This window comes from Gottschalkiaceae bacterium SANA (genome assembly GCA_036323355.1).
In the GTDB taxonomy this organism is placed as follows: Bacteria; Bacillota; Clostridia; order Tissierellales; family GPF-1; genus GPF-1.
This window is the reverse complement of the sequence record AP028876.1, coordinates 2,167,959-2,184,083: the sequence shown is the minus strand read 5'-3', so window position 1 is coordinate 2,184,083 and position 16,125 is coordinate 2,167,959. Positions and strand designations below refer to the sequence as shown.

The following is a 16,125-nucleotide window of genomic DNA, read 5'->3' as shown; positions in this document are numbered from 1 at the left end:
AAGGGTGAAAGCTAGGTGATTAAATGGATAAGAATATTGTTTTAATCGGTTTTATGGGAAGTGGGAAAACGACAATTGCTAGAAGCCTTTCTCAGGCTTTGGACATGGAATTTATTGATATGGACCACGAAATAGAACAACAAGAAGAGAAAACGATCAAAGATATTTTTCGCCAGGACGGTGAAACCCATTTTAGAAATCTTGAAACTGCATTCCTGAAAACAAGAATGGATGATACCAATGTCATTCTTTCAACAGGCGGGGGTGTCATTTTAAAAGAGGAAAATAGAGAACTGCTTTCACGGCTTGGAACCGTTGTGCTTTTGTATGCGGAGATTGAGCATATTATCAATCATATTCGCGGGGATGAAGCGAGAAAAAATCGGCCTCTTCTTCAAGAAAAAGACTATATGGATAAAATCAAAGAGCTGTATAAGGAACGAGAAGACCTGTATTTACATGCGGCGGATTTGATTATTAAATGCGCGGGAAGAACGGTTGCTGAACTTGCAGAAGAGATTATCTCAAAAGTGAATCGCTAGTTCTTTACAGGTGCTGCATTCAATCATTAAACCTTAGTCTAAGTTTTCATTAATGCTGGATAATTCCTTGATTTGCGACTTGGATATCTTTAAAATAATACTATCTAATAAATTGTTAGGGGAAATCGTTGGGCTTTCTAGCCTAGGACTTTCTGCTATTAAAGCGAGATGGCAAGTCGGATTGCTTAATAGTGAAACGATTTGGATGGAAACTTAGGAGGAAAAAATGAAAGTAGAAGCAGGAAAAGTGAACGCATTGGGTGGAATGCCAAATGTGGTTGTCAGTGTTCGGGATCATGAGGGGAATGATAATGCATTAGTCGTTGGATATTGCGGACATTGCAGCTTTGATCCACCCATGCTAATGGTGGGAATTGTACCATCCAGACATTCCTATCATATGATCAAAGAGAATGGTTGCTTCGTTGCTCATTTGCTTGATGCATCTCAAACGGAACTTTATGAATGCTGCGGCTCAAAGAGTGGTAAAGACGGAGATAAACTAAAAGAGTATGGTGTTAAAATGACAGATGGCAAGTTTGTTAATGCCGGTGTCATCGATGCATGTCCTGTTGCAATCGAATGTACGGTTGTCGATACAATTAAGACGGGATCCCATGAAATGTTTATTGGGAAAATTGAATATGTTCATGCTGAAGAAGGCGTAATTGCTGAAAATGGCAGAGTGGATTCTTCCAAGTTCAATCTGTTATAAGTCGTAAGTTAGAAAGCCCGCATCTGATAAAGATGCGGGCTTTTTTATATGGAGTTATACGATTTTAGTGGTCCATTCTTCCACGTTCCAGATATCGGTTACCCAGTCTTCATAGAAGTAGGGCTCATGGGAGACCAATAAAATGGTTCCCTTGAATTCAATCAAGGCTTTTTTAAGTTCTTCTTTGGCTTCGACATCCAAATGATTGGTGGGCTCATCGAGAACAAGAAAATTGATGTCTTTCAGCATTAACTTGCATAGACGGACTTTGGCGTTTTCACCACCGCTTAAGACACGCATTTGATTGGTGATGTGTTCATTGGTTAATCCACATCCTGCCAGTGCTTGTCGGACTTCCTTGTTTTCAAGAGAAGGATATGCGTTCCATATTTCCTCGAGTGCGGTATTGGTATTGTCACGGCTGGACTCCTGTTCGAAATAGCCGGGGGCCAGAAACTCTCCATGGGTCAAATCACCCGATATGGGTCGAATCATTCCAAGCATTGTTTTCAATAAGGTTGATTTACCCAGACCGTTAACACCGGTTACAGCGATTTTTTGGTTGCGTTCCAAGGTAACATTCACAGGCTTAGTCAGAGGTTCGTCATAACCAAGGACTAGATTTTCAGCCTTGAAAACAAATCTGCTGGGTGTGCGTGCTTCATGGAAGGCAAAAGTTGGTTTCAATTTTTCTGTAGGTTTCTCCATCACTTCAATCTTATCAAGTCGTTTTTGACGACTGTTGGCCATGCCGCGCGTGGCGACACGTGCCTTGTTTCTGGCAATAAAATCTTCCATCTTATCAATTTCTTGTTTTTGACGCTTATATGCCTTTAATTGTTGTTCTTTTTTGACGGCATGCATAGCTTGAAACTGATCATAATTGCCAGTATAGCGGGTTAACTCACCGTTTTCGACATGGTAGATGACGTTAATGACTTCATTGACGAAAGGAATATCATGTGAGATTAGAATAAAGCTATTTTCATAATCCTTTAAATATCTTTTCAGCCATTCAATATGGTTAACGTCTAAATAGTTTGTGGGTTCATCTAAAAGTAAAATCGTCGGATTCTGAAGAAGCAGTTTTGTCAGCAAGACCTTTGTTCGTTGACCACCACTTAATTCTGATACATCTTTATCTAAGCCGATATCGCCCAAGCCCAATCCGTTTGCGACTTCTTGAATCTTAGTATGCAGCATATAAAAGCCACTGTGCTCTAAAAAACTTTGGATTTCGCCAACGTCTTCCATCATGTTTTCAAGTTCTTTCGGTGAAGCATCGCCCATTTGATCATAAAGAGACAGCATTTCTGCTTCCATGTCATACATGCTTTGAAAGGCTTCTTCAAGTGCGGCTCTAATGGTTTTTCCCTTGGTAAGAACCGTATGTTGATCAAGGTAGCCAACGGTGACTCGCTTGGACCATTCGACCTTGCCTTCATCGGGTTCTAGTTGTCCGGTAATAATATTTAAAAACGTAGATTTTCCTTCTCCGTTTGCGCCGATCAGGCCGACATGTTCTCCCTTATTGAGCCGAAAGGAGGCGTCTTCTAGAATTTTTCGGGCGCCAAAGCCGTGGGAAACATTTTCTACAATTAATACACTCATTCAAATCTCCTTTAAAAACTTTTTAAGTCTTCCTTATCCTATCCAGAAAAGCTGTTTCTGTCAAAGAAAAATCACAAGTTCAGGTGAAAGTTGCATGTGTTTTTTATTGGTGACGCACCTTTTGCAAATGGTGAAATAAGTAACATGACTTTTTAGTGAGATATCTATGACGGTAGACAGATGGATTATCAATTCGATTGACGTAGACTAAGGGTGTAAGAAAAAGAGCTGTAAAAGTCGAGGTGCGATCGTATAAATGAATTGGGGAGGAAGTAAAATGGATCATCTTTGCTACTTGGATCAAAAATATTTTGAAAGTCTGCAACTTGGAGATGAAATCTATTTGCGCGTCTCAAGGGAAGAGAAAATCAAGGTGGTTTGGCAGGTTTTTGAAAAGGACTTTGTATACCTTGCCACCAAACAGCGGCCGAGAAGAGTTGAATTCTGTTCTGTGGTTCAAACGGTCGAAGAGACGGATGTAAGCAAGGAAAGTGATTATGCAAGAGACTTGCCAGTTTGCTTTGTGCATCGTAAAAAATGGTCCGACCAAACAATTGGATTCATTCGGGTCGCACTGCTAAAACGAACAAAATTTTCTCTTGAATCGTCGCGTGGAGTATTGCGGGCTTATTGGGAGTCCGTTGGGAATATTCGAACAATGGAACAAGGAGGTGAGATGAATGAGAATTCAGAGATATAGAGACTATTGTGGGATTCAATTTCTCTGCAAAACAGAAGGAATAAATACCCACTATTTTATGCATTGTTGTGCTAAAAGTAAAAATAACGTGGTTTATTAATAAAAACCAATATTAATATTGCAAATATTCTGAATTATATCATACAATGTAGGAAAAGGGATAAAGGAGCTGCATGGGTATGATTCGAGTATTGATTGCAGATGATCAGCAAATTTTAATTGAGGGAATTACGACACTCTTAAATTTGGAAGACGATATTCAGGTCGTTGGACAAGCAAAAAATGGGATTGAAGTGCTGAATTTTTTGCAGGAGAATTCTGCCCCGGATGTTATCTTAATGGACATTCGAATGCCGGAAATGAATGGTGTAGAGTGTACCAAGCAAGTGGGACGATTATATCCGGGAATTCGCGTCTTGATTCTAACGACCTTTGACGATGATCAGTATATTTCGGAGGCTCTTTCCAACGGGGCGGATGGATATCTGCTGAAAGATTTATCAGCGGAAAAACTGACTTCAGCGATACGAAGCGTTTTTGTGGGGAATTCGGTCATGGATCAGATTGTGAGCGGGCGAATCGCCAAACATTTTCAAGAATCTCCGTCGCACGCGGTGGGCCAGAGGCTTGGACGGATTAAAGATATGCAGGGGTCTTTGCTTCATGAGCGTGAGGAGCAGGTATTGCGATTATTGGCAAAGGGCTATAGCAATAGCGAAATTGCGGAGGAATTATTTTTGTCTGAAGGAACGGTGAAGAATTATATATCAACACTCTACGAAAAAATCGGCATAAAGGGGCGTACGAAGCTTATGAGGTTTGCGATTGAGCAAGGCATATTGGAATCGGAGAATGCGTCGGAAAGGAAGGAATAAGATGATTGGATTTGGATTGGGATTGTTCTGCATGAACCTTTGTATTTTGATTCCGATCGTTTCTGTTTGGAAAGGTAAAAATCATTTGAAAGCATCTCGAAGCCTAGTCTGGCTGGGTATGGGAATAGCGAATATTGCAGGTGCTTTTTTCTTCTGGTTGTTTGAGCGCAAGACATCTCGATATTCTTCTAGGAGCCTTCGACGTTCTGTGGACGCAGAGCTTGTCTTTATTGTTTTGATCTTTATTTATGAAGTGTTAGCATTTCTTTTGGCAGCGGGTGGCCTACATGGAATTGGGGTAAAAATTTTGCTGCTGGTTATTTTGATGTTGATGCTTCTGCAACACTATAGAAAATCGATTAATCAAAATTGGCGATTTCTTTTATCTCTGATAACCGTTTTGATGATCATTTTTGTCAATCAATGGTCGGGAACCAATGAATATAAAATCAGTATTATCGTGGTAACATTGCTTGTCCTTCATGAGTATCCGCTTTCTGTTGTTAAGCATTTTGCTTTTGTGCCACTCGTTCTTTTTGTGGGCTTGTCTTCAATTGCAATGAGGGTAAACGAAGGTGCCGAATATAAGGTGATTGCAATTCTAGCCATGAGAAACACCATTACATATGGGTTGATCGTTTTTATGTTTTATATTGGGAAAAAACAACTGATGCTTGTTGAGGAGTTGAAACGAACCACATTGGAACTGCGGGAGAAGAACCAGCGCATGGAAGAGGTGCAACTGATGCGTGAACGGAACCGGATTGCGCGAGAAATTCATGACACTTTGGGCCATACCTTGACCGGTGCCATTATTCAATTGGAGGCGGCAAAAAAGATGGTGCCAGTTGATCCTGAACAAGCGATTGTAATTATTGAACGGACGCAGGAAACGACCCGCGAGGGCTTTGCTGATGTCAAACGGGCCATTCATGCCTTAAGACCGATGATGATTGAGGAGAGCAATCTGCAAGATGCCCTAACCGGCTTGGTTGATCGTGTGCAGACCGAGTGTGGGGTTGAAGTTAATTTAGAGATCGACGAGGCGCTTGTTCTAGAAGACGGGTGTAAAATTGCACTTTATCGGATGGCACAAGAAGGCATCACCAATAGCTTGCGTCATGGTGAGGCATCCATCATTCGAATTGATATTCGTCAAAAGCAAAATTCGATTCGGTTGGTGATGGAGGACAATGGACTTGGTTGTGGCCACATTGTAGAGGGGTATGGCTTGAAGGGAATTCGTGAACGTGTTACCCAATTCGATGGACAAATGGCCATTAAAAGTACGCCAAAAAATGGATTTATGATGATGATCTGCATACCGCAAGAGATTTGATCAAGGGCTCCCCAATGGGGAGCTTTTTCGGTGACCTTTATCAAACTGAAGCAACGTGATATAGTAAACGATAGAATGATAATACCGACTGATTCAGTCGATTCAAATAGTGAGTAAATAGGAGTCGTTTATGAGTATTTTAGTGGCAGAAAAAATTTCAAAAAAATATAGTGAAAAAGTATTGTTTGATGAAATATCAATCGGCATCAATCAAGGGGAGAAAATTGGCCTGATTGGCATCAATGGGACTGGTAAATCAACCTTTCTTAAAGTGATTGCAGGTCTTGAGCCACTTGACGCTGGAAAGATTATCTGTGGGAATGATATGAAGATCGGGTATTTGGCGCAAATTCCTGATTTTCAACCCGGAATTACGGTGCTTGAACAGGTGTTTAAAGGCGATATGCCAGAGATGCAGTTAATCAGGAGATATGAAGAAGTACTTCAAATGATTGAGGAACATCCGGGACAAGCAAAGTATGAAACAGAAATGATTAGTTTAATTCATCAGATGGATCAAATGGATGCTTGGTCAATAGAGGCGGAAGCGAAAAAAGTACTTACAAAGCTAGGCATCACCGAGTTTAGCGTGGATGTTGGCAAGTTGTCCGGCGGGCAAAGGAAACGGGTGGCCATGGCAAGCGCATTAATTAGTCCTGTAGACCTTTTAATCCTCGATGAGCCAACCAACCATATCGATAATGAAACGGTCGACTGGTTGGAGAAGTATATTGGAAATCGCAAGGGTGCTCTTTTAATGGTGACCCATGATCGGTACCTTCTGGATCGTGTGGCAACGAGAATCATTGAACTGGATGGCGGAAAACTATACAGCTATCAAGCAAACTATACAAAATATTTGGAAATGAAGATTGAAAGAGAGAACCTGGAAGAGGCGTCTGAACGAAAACGTCAGGGCTTAATCCGAAGAGAGTTGGAATGGATCAGACGTGGTGCTAGAGCGCGTACAACCAAGCAGAAGGCACGGCTAGACCGCTTTGACGACTTAACAAGCGAGAAAAAGCGTCAGACTGATGGTTCCATTGAAATGCAAGGGGCTTTTTCTAGGCTTGGTAGAAAGATTATCGAGATCGAAAACATAAGCAAGAGTTTTAGCTGTGGAGAAATCATCAAGGATTTTAGCTATGTATTGTTGCGAAATGACCGGATTGGAATTATCGGACCGAATGGTGCAGGCAAGTCGACTTTGATGAAAATTGCTTCTGGCAGACTGGAACCGGATACGGGAAGTGTTGCCATTGGTGAGACGGTCAAGATCGGTTATTTTGCCCAGGAAAATGATGAGATGAATCATGATTTAAGAGTGATTGAGTATATTAAGGAGCAAGCAGAGGTCGTCAATACCAAAAATGGAACCATTACGGCTGCACAAATGTTGGAGCGGTTCCTATTTCCGCCAGCCATGCAGTGGTCGTTGATTTCCAAGTTATCTGGTGGGGAAAAGCGAAGGCTTTACCTTCTTCGTATTCTAATGGGGGCTCCGAATGTATTGATGCTTGATGAGCCGACTAATGATCTCGATATTCAAACCCTGACGATTCTTGAAGGGTATTTGGATGAATTTCCTGGTGCGGTTGTTGTTGTATCCCATGACAGGTATTTTCTTGATCGAGTGGTGGACAGTATATTTTCATTTGAGGGAAGCGGATTGATTAAGGAATATGCAGGAAATTATTCTGATTACAGTCAATTCATGCTGGGGCAAGAAACCCTACTTGAACAGAAGGGGCTTGAGAAAAAAGATATTATAGTAGAGAAAAAAGAAGAACGGAAGCAAGCGCGAACGCTGAAATTCACCTATAAGGAACAAAGGGAGTTCGAGACCATCGATGATGTAATTGCAGAGCTTGAAGAGAAGATCGAGCAGGCAGAACAAAAAATGGCTGAAGCATTCAGCGATTATGCCTACTTGCAGCAATTGTCAGAGGAGAAAGATCAACTTGAAGCGAGGTTGGACCAGGCTACTGATCGATGGGTCTATTTGAATGAGTTAAATGAAGAAATCAATAAGAATAGAAAAGGATAATGATTGGATTCTAATCGAAGAAAAAAGCTAGAGGTGTGGCATCTGAAAATCAGGTGCCACACCTCTTTTATACGTGTGATGATTGCTTGGATTATTTTTGTGCTTTTCTTTTTTTCGCTTTGTTTTTATTATAGTAGATTTGGAAGAATAAGAAGGCACCAGATACAGCCATGGTGAGCATAAGTACTTTTTGAATTCTGGCAAGTAGGGGTACTTTGAAAACGAACATGTAGAGAATGGTAACGACAATAAATACAGGAGTTAAGTAACGATGCGCTTTTCGCAAGGTTTTTCCGATCTTGTTAATCATAGAGTTTCCTTCTTTCTATTTTTTATGGCGATCTTCTACATTCACTTTAGCATGAAGAATAGAGATAAAGCGTGACTTAGGTAACACTATTCGAAAGATGTATCATTCTTGTTCAAAGGGGCTTAAAGTCATGCCTTGATAGGAATAGAAAATAGTAAAAGATATTTTGGATTGTATGCAACATTAGCAAGAGTTGAGTTGTATATAGGGTGTAGTTCAAAAAACAGAAAGAGAAGGGAAAAAAATGAAAATTAAAAGAATGATTGCAATGATGGTGTGCGTATTGATGACATTTTCGATGATGGGATGTAGCAACACGGCAGGTCAAGAGGAACAAGCCACTGAGGTGGAAGTTCCTAATCCATTTGTTACATACACAGATCTTGATCAAGCAAAAGAAGCAGCTGGTTTTGAAGGAAAAGAACTAAGCATTCTTCCAGAGGGTTACACATTCACCTCTGCACATGTTATCCCAGAGGAACTGATTCAAATCACATATATGGCAGGTGACAGTGAAATCATGTATCGCATTGGCAAAGGTGAAGCCGATATCAGTGGAGATTACAATGAATATGCTGAGAATGAAATAACCGAGCTTGCTGGTAATCAAATCAATACACGAGGAAATGATGGAAAGATCTTTGTGGCAACATGGACAGAAAATAACTTGAGCTATGCGATTTCATCATCTGAAGGTCTTGATCAAGATACACTCTGTGGTATGCTTGAAAAAGTAGTAGTCTAGAAATTCAGTAAGGGGAAATGGTGGCGTGATGACTTGTAGGGTAATAAATGATCGGTTTTGGGGAAATGCAAATTATAGTCTGCGGAGTTTTATTGAGCAAGTCAAGTATGTTTCATTGAAATGGGTTCATTTTTTTACCGTCAAAAATGAAGGGAATGTGATCGATTTCCGTGATGCATCTCAACTATATGATCGGCAAATGAGAACTGAAAATGCATTGAAGTTGTATGGGAATTCGATAGTAAGAATTGGATACTCGTATTTCAAAAACATGAGCGATGCGGAAGATATCCTTCAGGATACTTTGATTCGATATTTACGTAAAGCACCGGTATTTGAAAACGAAGATCATGAAAAAGCGTGGTTACTGCGTGTGGCGATCAACACTTGCAAGAATCAGCTAAAGTACAATAAAAGAAGAATGTCTATGGAATTGGATGAAGGGTTAATTGCTGAAGAAAATAATGAGCTCTTGTTTGTGTGGGATGCGGTTAATGATCTTTCAGTGAAATATCGTGAAGTGGTTCATCTGTTTTATCATGAAGGGTATTCCACCGCTCAAATTGGAGAGTTATTGGATAAGAAAGAAGCGACGGTACGATCTTTGCTTCATCGGGCAAGGAAGATTTTAAAAGGGATCTTAGGGGAGGCGTATGATTTTGAAGAATAAGTATAATCAAGCGATGGATCATATTGTTGTCACATCTGAGATGGAAACTAGGATTCTGAGAAAACTCTCAACAGCTGCGATGGATGCTCCTGTTTTAAGAAAGAGGAATATTGTTGCCTATACAAGAAAGTTAGCGATCGCAGCTTGCTTTTTGGTCTTGGTCATTGGGGGAAGCTATATTCATCGAATAACTGAATTACCGATTTCTCCACCGGTAGCAACGGTGAACAATCAGCAGGTATTTGATAGCTATGAAGAATTGTCTGAATCGGTTGAGTACGAAGTGAAGGCACCAAGCATATTTTCGACGGAAAATAGTGAAACATCATATCGTCTATTTAATCAGACTTTCGTAGAAATCACTTACATCAGTGATCAAAATACAATTAATTATCGAATGGATAAGGGGGTTATGGATATTAGTGGTGATTACAATGTGTATACTGAAATCTCTGAAATACCGATTGACGAATGGTCTGTTGAATGTCGTGGTGATCAAGATGGGTATCGACTTGCCGTTTGGAATGACGGGGAATATTCATATGCAATTTCTTCTGAACTGCCAATATCGATCGTTGAAATAGCGGACATGATTCGTTCAATTCAATAAATTTGATCAAAAATCGATTCCTTCTCCGGGGATTGATTTTTTTTTGAGGGAATAAATAGAAATTTTTTCGTATGAATTCACGAGTCCTTCTCTGTATGAGTCAGAAAATCGGATATAATGGGATACAAATAGCGAGAAGGGATGAATGACTCATGAGAGAGGTGGAAATCTTAACTGAATTGCTTCAAGATTTTTCAAAGATCAAGAAAGACTCTTTGATTGATGGCCAATTGTGGAGAGCTAGTTATACGCAGGAAGATCAAAAAACAAAAAAATATCTATCTGCATTAATGAGAGAAAAAGGCTTTGTCGTTAGACAAGATGTAATGGGAAATTTATTTGGCCAAATCAAAGGGAGTCAATCAGAGGAAACCATTCTCGTCGGTTCTCATTTGGATACGGTAAAAAATGGGGGTGAGTTTGACGGGCTATACGGCTTCCTTGCCGGGATCTATGCGGTTGAAGAATTGGTTAAGGAACATGGAAAGCCTAAGTATAATCTTGCGGTGGTAGGCTTGATGGAAGAGGAAGGAAGTCGCTTTACAAGCGGTTATATTGGAAGCAGGGCAATCGTTGGAGCGCTGAAAAACTCTGATTTTGAGGAAGTCGATCAATCAGGAATGACTTTAAATGAGGCTGTAAAATTGGCGGGAGGGAATCCTTTGGAATATGTATCTGCCAAACGAACAGACATCAAGGCATTTTATGAGCTACATATTGAGCAGGGACCAGTTTTAGAGCAAGAGGGTAAGCTCATCGGTTTGGTTGAATCGATCAACGGTTTGCGTATTTTACGAATCACCGTGCTTGGTAGACAAGATCATGCGGGAACAACGCCTATGCATATGAGGAAAGATGCGCTTCTGCATGCCAGTAAAATCATATCAAGAATGGATAAGTGGACGAAAAGCACAAAAGTAGCTTCAACAGCAACTGTGGGGGAACTTTTATTGAAACCGGGTTCATCCAATGTGGTGGCTGATTTTGTGCAATTTACGGTGGATATTCGATCTAGTTCCGCAGAAGCGATCAGTAACATTGTTTTTGAGATTACTCTAATGGCAGAACGAATAAAAGTCGCTGGGCTTGAAGTGAAAATTGATGTACTTACAGATGAAGCTCCTGTTTGCTTGGATCAGATTCTTCTTAGAGAGAATGAAAGAATTTGTAAAGAAAATGGGCATTCCTATTGTTTGATGACTAGCGGAGCTGGTCATGATACACAGGTATTTGCGCCATATATTCCATCTGCCTTGGTGTTTGTGCCATGTATAGGCGGTCGAAGCCATACACCCGAGGAGGAAATGACAGAGACTAGCATGAAGGTAGGTATTCGGCTTCTAAAACAAATCTTGTTTTCGAAAGCTTGGTAAGTTATCAATGAAGGGAATTTGCCTAAAGGTAAAGGGTCATATAAGCTTGTGATCTACTTGAACTGCATTGAGAATATTGTGAAAATATGGTAGGGTAAAGGAATGAGTAAGCTTTATAAGGAGGAGCATAATGATATCAGAGAAGATGTACGAGTTGGGCAGTAGAAGTTCCATTATTCGTGAAATTTTCGAATACGGACGCAAGAGAAAAGCGGAAATTGGTGTTGAAAACGTATATGACTTCAGCCTGGGAAATCCCAATGTACCTGCGCCGGAAGCCGTGAAAGATGCAATGATTGCTCTTCTAGAAGAGGAAGCACCAACGGCCTTACATAGCTATACGAGTGCACCTGGGAATCCAGAGGTGAGAAGCACCATTGCTGAATCCATCAATCGTCGCTTCGATATGAATATTGAAGGCAAGAATATTTATATGACGACCGGAGCAGCAGCCTCAATCAGCATCTGCTTCAAAGCCTTGGCAAATGAAGGGGATGAATTTATTACCTTTGCGCCATTCTTTCCAGAGTATACTTGTTTTGTAGAAGCAGCTGGCGGAAAGTTGATTGTTGTTCCTGCGAACATTGAAAATTTTCAAATTAACTTTGATGAGTTTGACAAGTTGATTAATGAAAAGACCAAGGCGATTATTGTGAATTCTCCCAATAATCCATCGGGAGCCGTATATTCAGAAGTGACGATTCAAAAATTGGTTGCACGATTAGAAGAAAAATCTGCGGAATACGGACATCCGATTTTCTTGATTTCTGATGAACCTTATCGAGAAATTGTCTATGATGATATTAAGGTGCCGTATTTACCGAAATACTATAACAATACCTTTGTTTGCTACTCTTACAGTAAGTCCCTCTCTCTTCCGGGCGATCGCATTGGTTATATTGTTGTACCAAATGAAATGATTGAGTTTCCAAAGATTTTTGCGGCTATAGCTGGTTCTGCAAGAGCACTTAGTTACGTTTGTGCCCCAAGCTTTTTTCAAAAGGTTGTTGCTAAATGCGTGGAGGAAACTGCCGATATTTCCATTTATGAAAACAATCGCAATGTCTTGTACAAGGCCTTAAAAGAGATTGGCTATCAGTGTGTGAAACCGGAAGGTGCATTTTATTTATTCCCACGATCCTTGGAAGCGGATGCTTACGCATTCTGCGAGAAGGCAAAAAAATATGATTTGTTATTGGTTCCCGGGGATGACTTTGGCTGTCCAGGACATATTCGGATCTCCTATTGTGTAAAACCAGAGCAAATAGAAAGATCATTGCCTTCATTTAGAAAACTATATGAGGAATATCAATAAATGAATAGAAAAAATGAGTAGGAAAAAAAGGGTTCTATATGAGGCCCTTTTTTTTTGACCGTTTATTTAAAACTAAAATGATAGGAAAGTACGATTTGTTATAAAAATATAAACAAATCACTGGTCAAGCAAGTAAAATAGCAAAAATGTTTTGACAGTTGTTTAATTATGGAGAATAATTAAATTAACAGAAAAAGGAGTGGATGGTGGATGGAAGCTGTGAATTTAATTGCTTTTGAAATTCTTTTTATCAATTTATTTACGACACATTTGTGTGCACGCAAAAAATATTCAAATGCTTTAACAATTTTCTGGTTGTTTCTTTGCGTCATCGGAATTCGCTTTCTTGGGATTTGGATGTCGGGGATCAAGGGACAAGAAACCTTGGCCGTATTTAGAGGCTTTTTGTTTTTGATTCCTCTTTTGTCTTTGTATGAAGAAAAATGGGATCGAATGGCTTCCGTGATGCTTTTTTCCTATATGCATTCTCTGTTGGTTAATTCTATAGCCGTATGCATCGTTGTGGGTTTGCTCGGAGTTCGCAACAATGGCATGGTGTTCGTTGTGCAATCCGGCATTTTTTTAATCAGCACCTTTTTCGTTGTTAAATTTATCAAGGGTCAATTTATTTTCATTCTTCAGGGACTTCCAGTTCGCTTGGGGCGACTTTTAATCGCATTAAGTGGGATTCTATTCTTTTGTGTCTTGTGGATACGCTTTGGCTTGATCGAGAGCGTGTCAGCTCGACTAGGGCTTGTGTCAGTATTTTTATTGATTGCAATTATCGTTTTGCTATATTGGCTCTTGTACCTCATTGTTCAGGATTCAAAAAGTATCAACTCGTTAAGAAAGCTGGCGTATTCGGATAATCTGACAGGAGCTAACAATCGGCTTTCTCTTTTTCTGGATGTGGATAAATTAATTAATCAGGGAGAGTCATTCAACCTGATCTATATGGATCTCGATGATTTTAAAAGTATCAATGATCGATTTGGACATGATGAAGGGGATCGATATCTAAACAGCTTTTCGAAAGCAACGATGGCTGCCATTCATGGATCGGGGCAATTTTATCGGATGTCCGGTGATGAGTTTATTTGTATTTATAAAGAAAAAAATGTTGATGAATTTATAGAAAATTTTGAAGAACGAATTCATGCTACTTTTGAAAATCAAATATCGTTTTTAGGGGTTAGCATTGGATATGCAAACTATCCAGAAGATTGCTGTTCCGCCGAATTATTGATAAAGAAAGCGGATACGATTATGTATCGAACCAAGAAAAGAAAAACACAAAAGACATCATAAGGCATATGGATTTTGTTTACGAAGGAAGAGTAAAGAGCAAAAATTGATTTCTCGTGGTATAATAAAAGGATACAGATACCAAATGTGAAATGGTGTATGAAATAAAGACCAAGGAGAGTTCAATGGCTGATAAGAAAGCAACGATGGAACGCATGAAAAAACTAATTGAAGAAAAGAAAATGGCGAGTGCGAAACAAGGTTATTCCCATGAAACATCAAACAACAAAGTGGGAGCTAACACGAAAGCGTTTAAAACAATTAAACGTGGTGGCGCTGGTGACAAATAAGAAGTAATTGATTAATTGGAAACGTAATGAGGAAAGGCTGATGCCTTTTCTTATTTTTTTGTCAATATCTTTCATTTACGGACTTGTATCTGTGTGATAGACTAGAAAAGTTATGAAGTTGAGAGCGTAAATAAAATGAGAGAATAAGAGTGAAATGATGAATATGAAGTTATTTAGTGAGTTTAAATTAAGTGCGCCTGTGCAAAAGGCGATTGAATTATTGGAATTTAAAAATCCAACCAAGGTGCAACAAAAAGTGATACCAACGGTTTTAGAAGAAAAAGATATTATTGTAAAGTCACAAACCGGCAGCGGGAAAACAGCGGCTTTTGGTATTCCCCTTTGTGATTTAATCGATTGGGAGGAGAACAAGCCTCAGGCTCTTGTTTTAGCCCCAACAAGAGAATTGGCGATTCAAGTGAAAGAAGATCTATTTAATTTGGGCCGTTTTAAGCGCTTGAAGGTTGCGGCAGTCTATGGAAAATCGCCGTTTCACATTCAAGAACGTCAGTTAAAACAAAAAACACATATTGTTGTGGGCACACCGGGTCGTGTGATCGACCATATTGAAAAAGGAAGCCTCGATTTGTCGCAAGTGAAATACCTAGTGATTGACGAGGCTGATGAAATGTTGAATATGGGCTTTATCGATCAATTGGATGCGATTATCACAAGTGTACCAGAGGACCGGGTTACCATGCTTTTTTCGGCAACCTTGCCTGACCGCATTGAATCTTTGTGCCAAGCCTATATGAAAGATCCGATGATTGTAGAAATTGAGGAAGAAAATTCAGCAACAGATCGGATTGAACAAGTGCGAATTCAGTCCAGCCAAAAAGGGAAGCTCCAGTTGTTGAAGGATATTTCTATTGTTGAGAATCCAGACAGCTGCATCATCTTCTGCAACACGCAAGTTCAGGTGGATGAAGTGGAAGAAATGCTTTCCGAATTGAATTATAGCTGCGACAAGATTCATGGTGGAATGGAACAAAGAGACCGTTTGCGAGTCATGAATGATTTCAAATCAGGGTTTTATCGATACTTGATTGCGACGGATGTTGCTGCAAGGGGAATCGATGTGGATAATATATCTCTGGTTGTAAATTACGACGTACCACAAGATCCGGAACGTTACGTGCATCGCATTGGGCGAACTGGTAGAAAAGGAAAGTCGGGTAGAGCGGTTACCTTTTTTGCGCATTATGAAGAACGATATCTTGAAGCGATTCACGAATATATAGGAAAAGAGATTGAAGAGGTCGAGCGACCTTCTTTTGAAGCGATTGAGGAAGCGCGACTTGCCTTTGAAGAAAAGATAGGTGAAATCCCCGAGGAAAAGGAAAGCAAGGGAGCGCAGCTTAACGAGGGAATTGTGAAGTTGCATATCAACGCCGGAAAGAAGACAAAGATGCGTGCGGTTGATATTGTAGGTACCCTTTGCAATATCGATGGGATGACAGCGCAGGATATAGGCATCATTAATATTATGGACATCTCGACCTTTGTAGAAATTCTTCACGACAAGGGTGAAATGGTTTATCAAGTGTTACAGAAAAAGCCGATTAAAGGTCGAATTCGCCGTGTCAGCATGGTGGATTTGGAACGAGATTTGCGGTATTAAATGAAATAGATAGGCATCCGCCCCTACTCGAGTGATTGAGGAGGAACGGATGCCTTT

The 16,125-nt window shown here is 40.0% G+C and carries 16 protein-coding genes; 14 read left to right on the top strand and 2 right to left on the bottom strand.

Going from position 1 to position 16,125, the window contains the following annotated elements:
• The first annotated feature begins 23 nt into the window (after positions 1-23).
• Together AC25CA_RS10460 and AC25CA_RS10455 are read left to right on the top strand one after the other, a co-directional pair.
• Positions 24-542, top strand: a complete 519-nt coding sequence (locus tag AC25CA_RS10460; RefSeq protein ID WP_486813766.1) for a shikimate kinase — start codon at positions 24-26, stop codon at positions 540-542.
• 226 nt (positions 543-768) lie between these two features.
• Positions 769-1,257: a flavin reductase family protein gene (locus tag AC25CA_RS10455; RefSeq protein ID WP_486813765.1), complete on the top strand. Its 489-nt coding sequence runs from the start codon at positions 769-771 to the stop codon at positions 1,255-1,257.
• A gap of 54 nt (positions 1,258-1,311) precedes the next feature.
• Here AC25CA_RS10455 and AC25CA_RS10450 read toward each other — a convergent pair whose 3' ends face one another.
• Positions 1,312-2,868: an ABC-F family ATP-binding cassette domain-containing protein gene (locus tag AC25CA_RS10450; protein ID WP_486813764.1), complete on the bottom strand. Its 1,557-nt coding sequence runs from the start codon at positions 2,866-2,868 to the stop codon at positions 1,312-1,314.
• Between the two features lie 277 nt (positions 2,869-3,145).
• Here AC25CA_RS10450 and AC25CA_RS10445 point away from each other — a divergent pair, with 277 nt between their 5' ends.
• The 4 genes from AC25CA_RS10445 to AC25CA_RS10430 all read left to right on the top strand — a co-directional run bounded on the left by AC25CA_RS10445 (position 3,146) and on the right by AC25CA_RS10430 (position 7,829).
• On the top strand, positions 3,146-3,568 hold the full coding sequence (locus AC25CA_RS10445; protein WP_486813763.1) for a hypothetical protein: 423 nt from the start codon (positions 3,146-3,148) through the stop codon (positions 3,566-3,568).
• Positions 3,569-3,747: 179 nt separating this feature from the next.
• On the top strand, positions 3,748-4,443 hold the full coding sequence (locus AC25CA_RS10440; protein WP_486813762.1) for a response regulator transcription factor: 696 nt from the start codon (positions 3,748-3,750) through the stop codon (positions 4,441-4,443).
• 1 nt (position 4,444) lies between these two features.
• Entirely contained in the window at positions 4,445-5,782 is a 1,338-nt protein-coding gene (locus AC25CA_RS10435; RefSeq protein WP_486813761.1) for a sensor histidine kinase, read from the top strand.
• A 130-nt stretch (positions 5,783-5,912) separates the two neighbouring features.
• Positions 5,913-7,829, top strand: coding sequence for an ABC-F family ATP-binding cassette domain-containing protein (locus AC25CA_RS10430; RefSeq protein ID WP_486813760.1), 1,917 nt, complete (start codon positions 5,913-5,915; stop codon positions 7,827-7,829).
• 91 nt (positions 7,830-7,920) lie between these two features.
• Here the strand turns inward: AC25CA_RS10430 and AC25CA_RS10425 are convergent, their stop codons facing one another.
• Entirely contained in the window at positions 7,921-8,139 is a 219-nt protein-coding gene (locus tag AC25CA_RS10425) for a hypothetical protein (RefSeq protein WP_486813759.1), read from the bottom strand.
• A gap of 244 nt (positions 8,140-8,383) precedes the next feature.
• Here AC25CA_RS10425 and AC25CA_RS10420 point away from each other — a divergent pair, with 244 nt between their 5' ends.
• The 8 genes from AC25CA_RS10420 (at position 8,384) to AC25CA_RS10385 (ending at position 16,068) form a co-directional block, all read left to right on the top strand.
• Entirely contained in the window at positions 8,384-8,884 is a 501-nt protein-coding gene (locus AC25CA_RS10420; RefSeq protein WP_486813758.1) for a DUF4367 domain-containing protein, read from the top strand.
• Positions 8,885-8,912: 28 nt separating this feature from the next.
• Complete coding sequence (locus AC25CA_RS10415; protein ID WP_486813757.1) at positions 8,913-9,554, top strand: RNA polymerase sigma factor; 642 nt, start codon at positions 8,913-8,915, stop codon at positions 9,552-9,554.
• Positions 9,544-10,164 carry a hypothetical protein gene (locus AC25CA_RS10410; RefSeq protein ID WP_486813756.1) on the top strand — a complete coding sequence of 207 codons (621 nt, stop codon included), beginning with the start codon at positions 9,544-9,546 and terminating at the stop codon, positions 10,162-10,164. The genes AC25CA_RS10415 and AC25CA_RS10410 overlap by 11 nt, the downstream gene beginning before the upstream one ends.
• Positions 10,165-10,316: 152 nt before the next feature.
• Positions 10,317-11,537 (top strand): M20 family metallo-hydrolase, encoded by a 1,221-nt coding sequence (locus AC25CA_RS10405; RefSeq protein ID WP_486813755.1) that lies wholly within the window; start codon positions 10,317-10,319, stop codon positions 11,535-11,537.
• Between the two features lie 130 nt (positions 11,538-11,667).
• The gene (locus AC25CA_RS10400; RefSeq protein ID WP_486813754.1) at positions 11,668-12,852 is read left to right on the top strand and encodes a pyridoxal phosphate-dependent aminotransferase; all 1,185 of its coding nucleotides are present in this window, start codon (positions 11,668-11,670) and stop codon (positions 12,850-12,852) included.
• A gap of 210 nt (positions 12,853-13,062) precedes the next feature.
• Complete coding sequence (locus AC25CA_RS10395; protein ID WP_486813753.1) at positions 13,063-14,160, top strand: GGDEF domain-containing protein; 1,098 nt, start codon at positions 13,063-13,065, stop codon at positions 14,158-14,160.
• A gap of 122 nt (positions 14,161-14,282) precedes the next feature.
• Positions 14,283-14,447, top strand: coding sequence for a hypothetical protein (locus AC25CA_RS10390; RefSeq protein ID WP_486813752.1), 165 nt, complete (start codon positions 14,283-14,285; stop codon positions 14,445-14,447).
• Positions 14,448-14,601: 154 nt separating this feature from the next.
• Positions 14,602-16,068, top strand: a complete 1,467-nt coding sequence (locus tag AC25CA_RS10385; protein ID WP_486813751.1) for a DEAD/DEAH box helicase — start codon at positions 14,602-14,604, stop codon at positions 16,066-16,068.
• The last annotated feature ends 57 nt before the right edge of the window (positions 16,069-16,125 follow it).

Bases quoted from the DNA above. Each gene is read 5' to 3' on its own strand.
- AC25CA_RS10460 (WP_486813766.1), top strand. From the start codon at position 24: ATGGATAAGAATATTGTTTTAATCGGTTTTATGGGAAGTGGGAAAACG.
- AC25CA_RS10455 (WP_486813765.1), top strand. From the start codon at position 769: ATGAAAGTAGAAGCAGGAAAAGTGAACGCATTGGGTGGAATGCCAAAT.
- AC25CA_RS10450 (WP_486813764.1), bottom strand. From the start codon at position 2,868: ATGAGTGTATTAATTGTAGAAAATGTTTCCCACGGCTTTGGCGCCCGA.
- AC25CA_RS10445 (WP_486813763.1), top strand. From the start codon at position 3,146: ATGGATCATCTTTGCTACTTGGATCAAAAATATTTTGAAAGTCTGCAA.
- AC25CA_RS10440 (WP_486813762.1), top strand. From the start codon at position 3,748: ATGATTCGAGTATTGATTGCAGATGATCAGCAAATTTTAATTGAGGGA.
- AC25CA_RS10435 (WP_486813761.1), top strand. From the start codon at position 4,445: ATGATTGGATTTGGATTGGGATTGTTCTGCATGAACCTTTGTATTTTG.
- AC25CA_RS10430 (WP_486813760.1), top strand. From the start codon at position 5,913: ATGAGTATTTTAGTGGCAGAAAAAATTTCAAAAAAATATAGTGAAAAA.
- AC25CA_RS10425 (WP_486813759.1), bottom strand. From the start codon at position 8,139: ATGATTAACAAGATCGGAAAAACCTTGCGAAAAGCGCATCGTTACTTA.
- AC25CA_RS10420 (WP_486813758.1), top strand. From the start codon at position 8,384: ATGAAAATTAAAAGAATGATTGCAATGATGGTGTGCGTATTGATGACA.
- AC25CA_RS10415 (WP_486813757.1), top strand. From the start codon at position 8,913: ATGACTTGTAGGGTAATAAATGATCGGTTTTGGGGAAATGCAAATTAT.
- AC25CA_RS10405 (WP_486813755.1), top strand. From the start codon at position 10,317: ATGAGAGAGGTGGAAATCTTAACTGAATTGCTTCAAGATTTTTCAAAG.
- AC25CA_RS10400 (WP_486813754.1), top strand. From the start codon at position 11,668: ATGATATCAGAGAAGATGTACGAGTTGGGCAGTAGAAGTTCCATTATT.
- AC25CA_RS10395 (WP_486813753.1), top strand. From the start codon at position 13,063: ATGGAAGCTGTGAATTTAATTGCTTTTGAAATTCTTTTTATCAATTTA.
- AC25CA_RS10390 (WP_486813752.1), top strand. From the start codon at position 14,283: ATGGCTGATAAGAAAGCAACGATGGAACGCATGAAAAAACTAATTGAA.
- AC25CA_RS10385 (WP_486813751.1), top strand. From the start codon at position 14,602: ATGATGAATATGAAGTTATTTAGTGAGTTTAAATTAAGTGCGCCTGTG.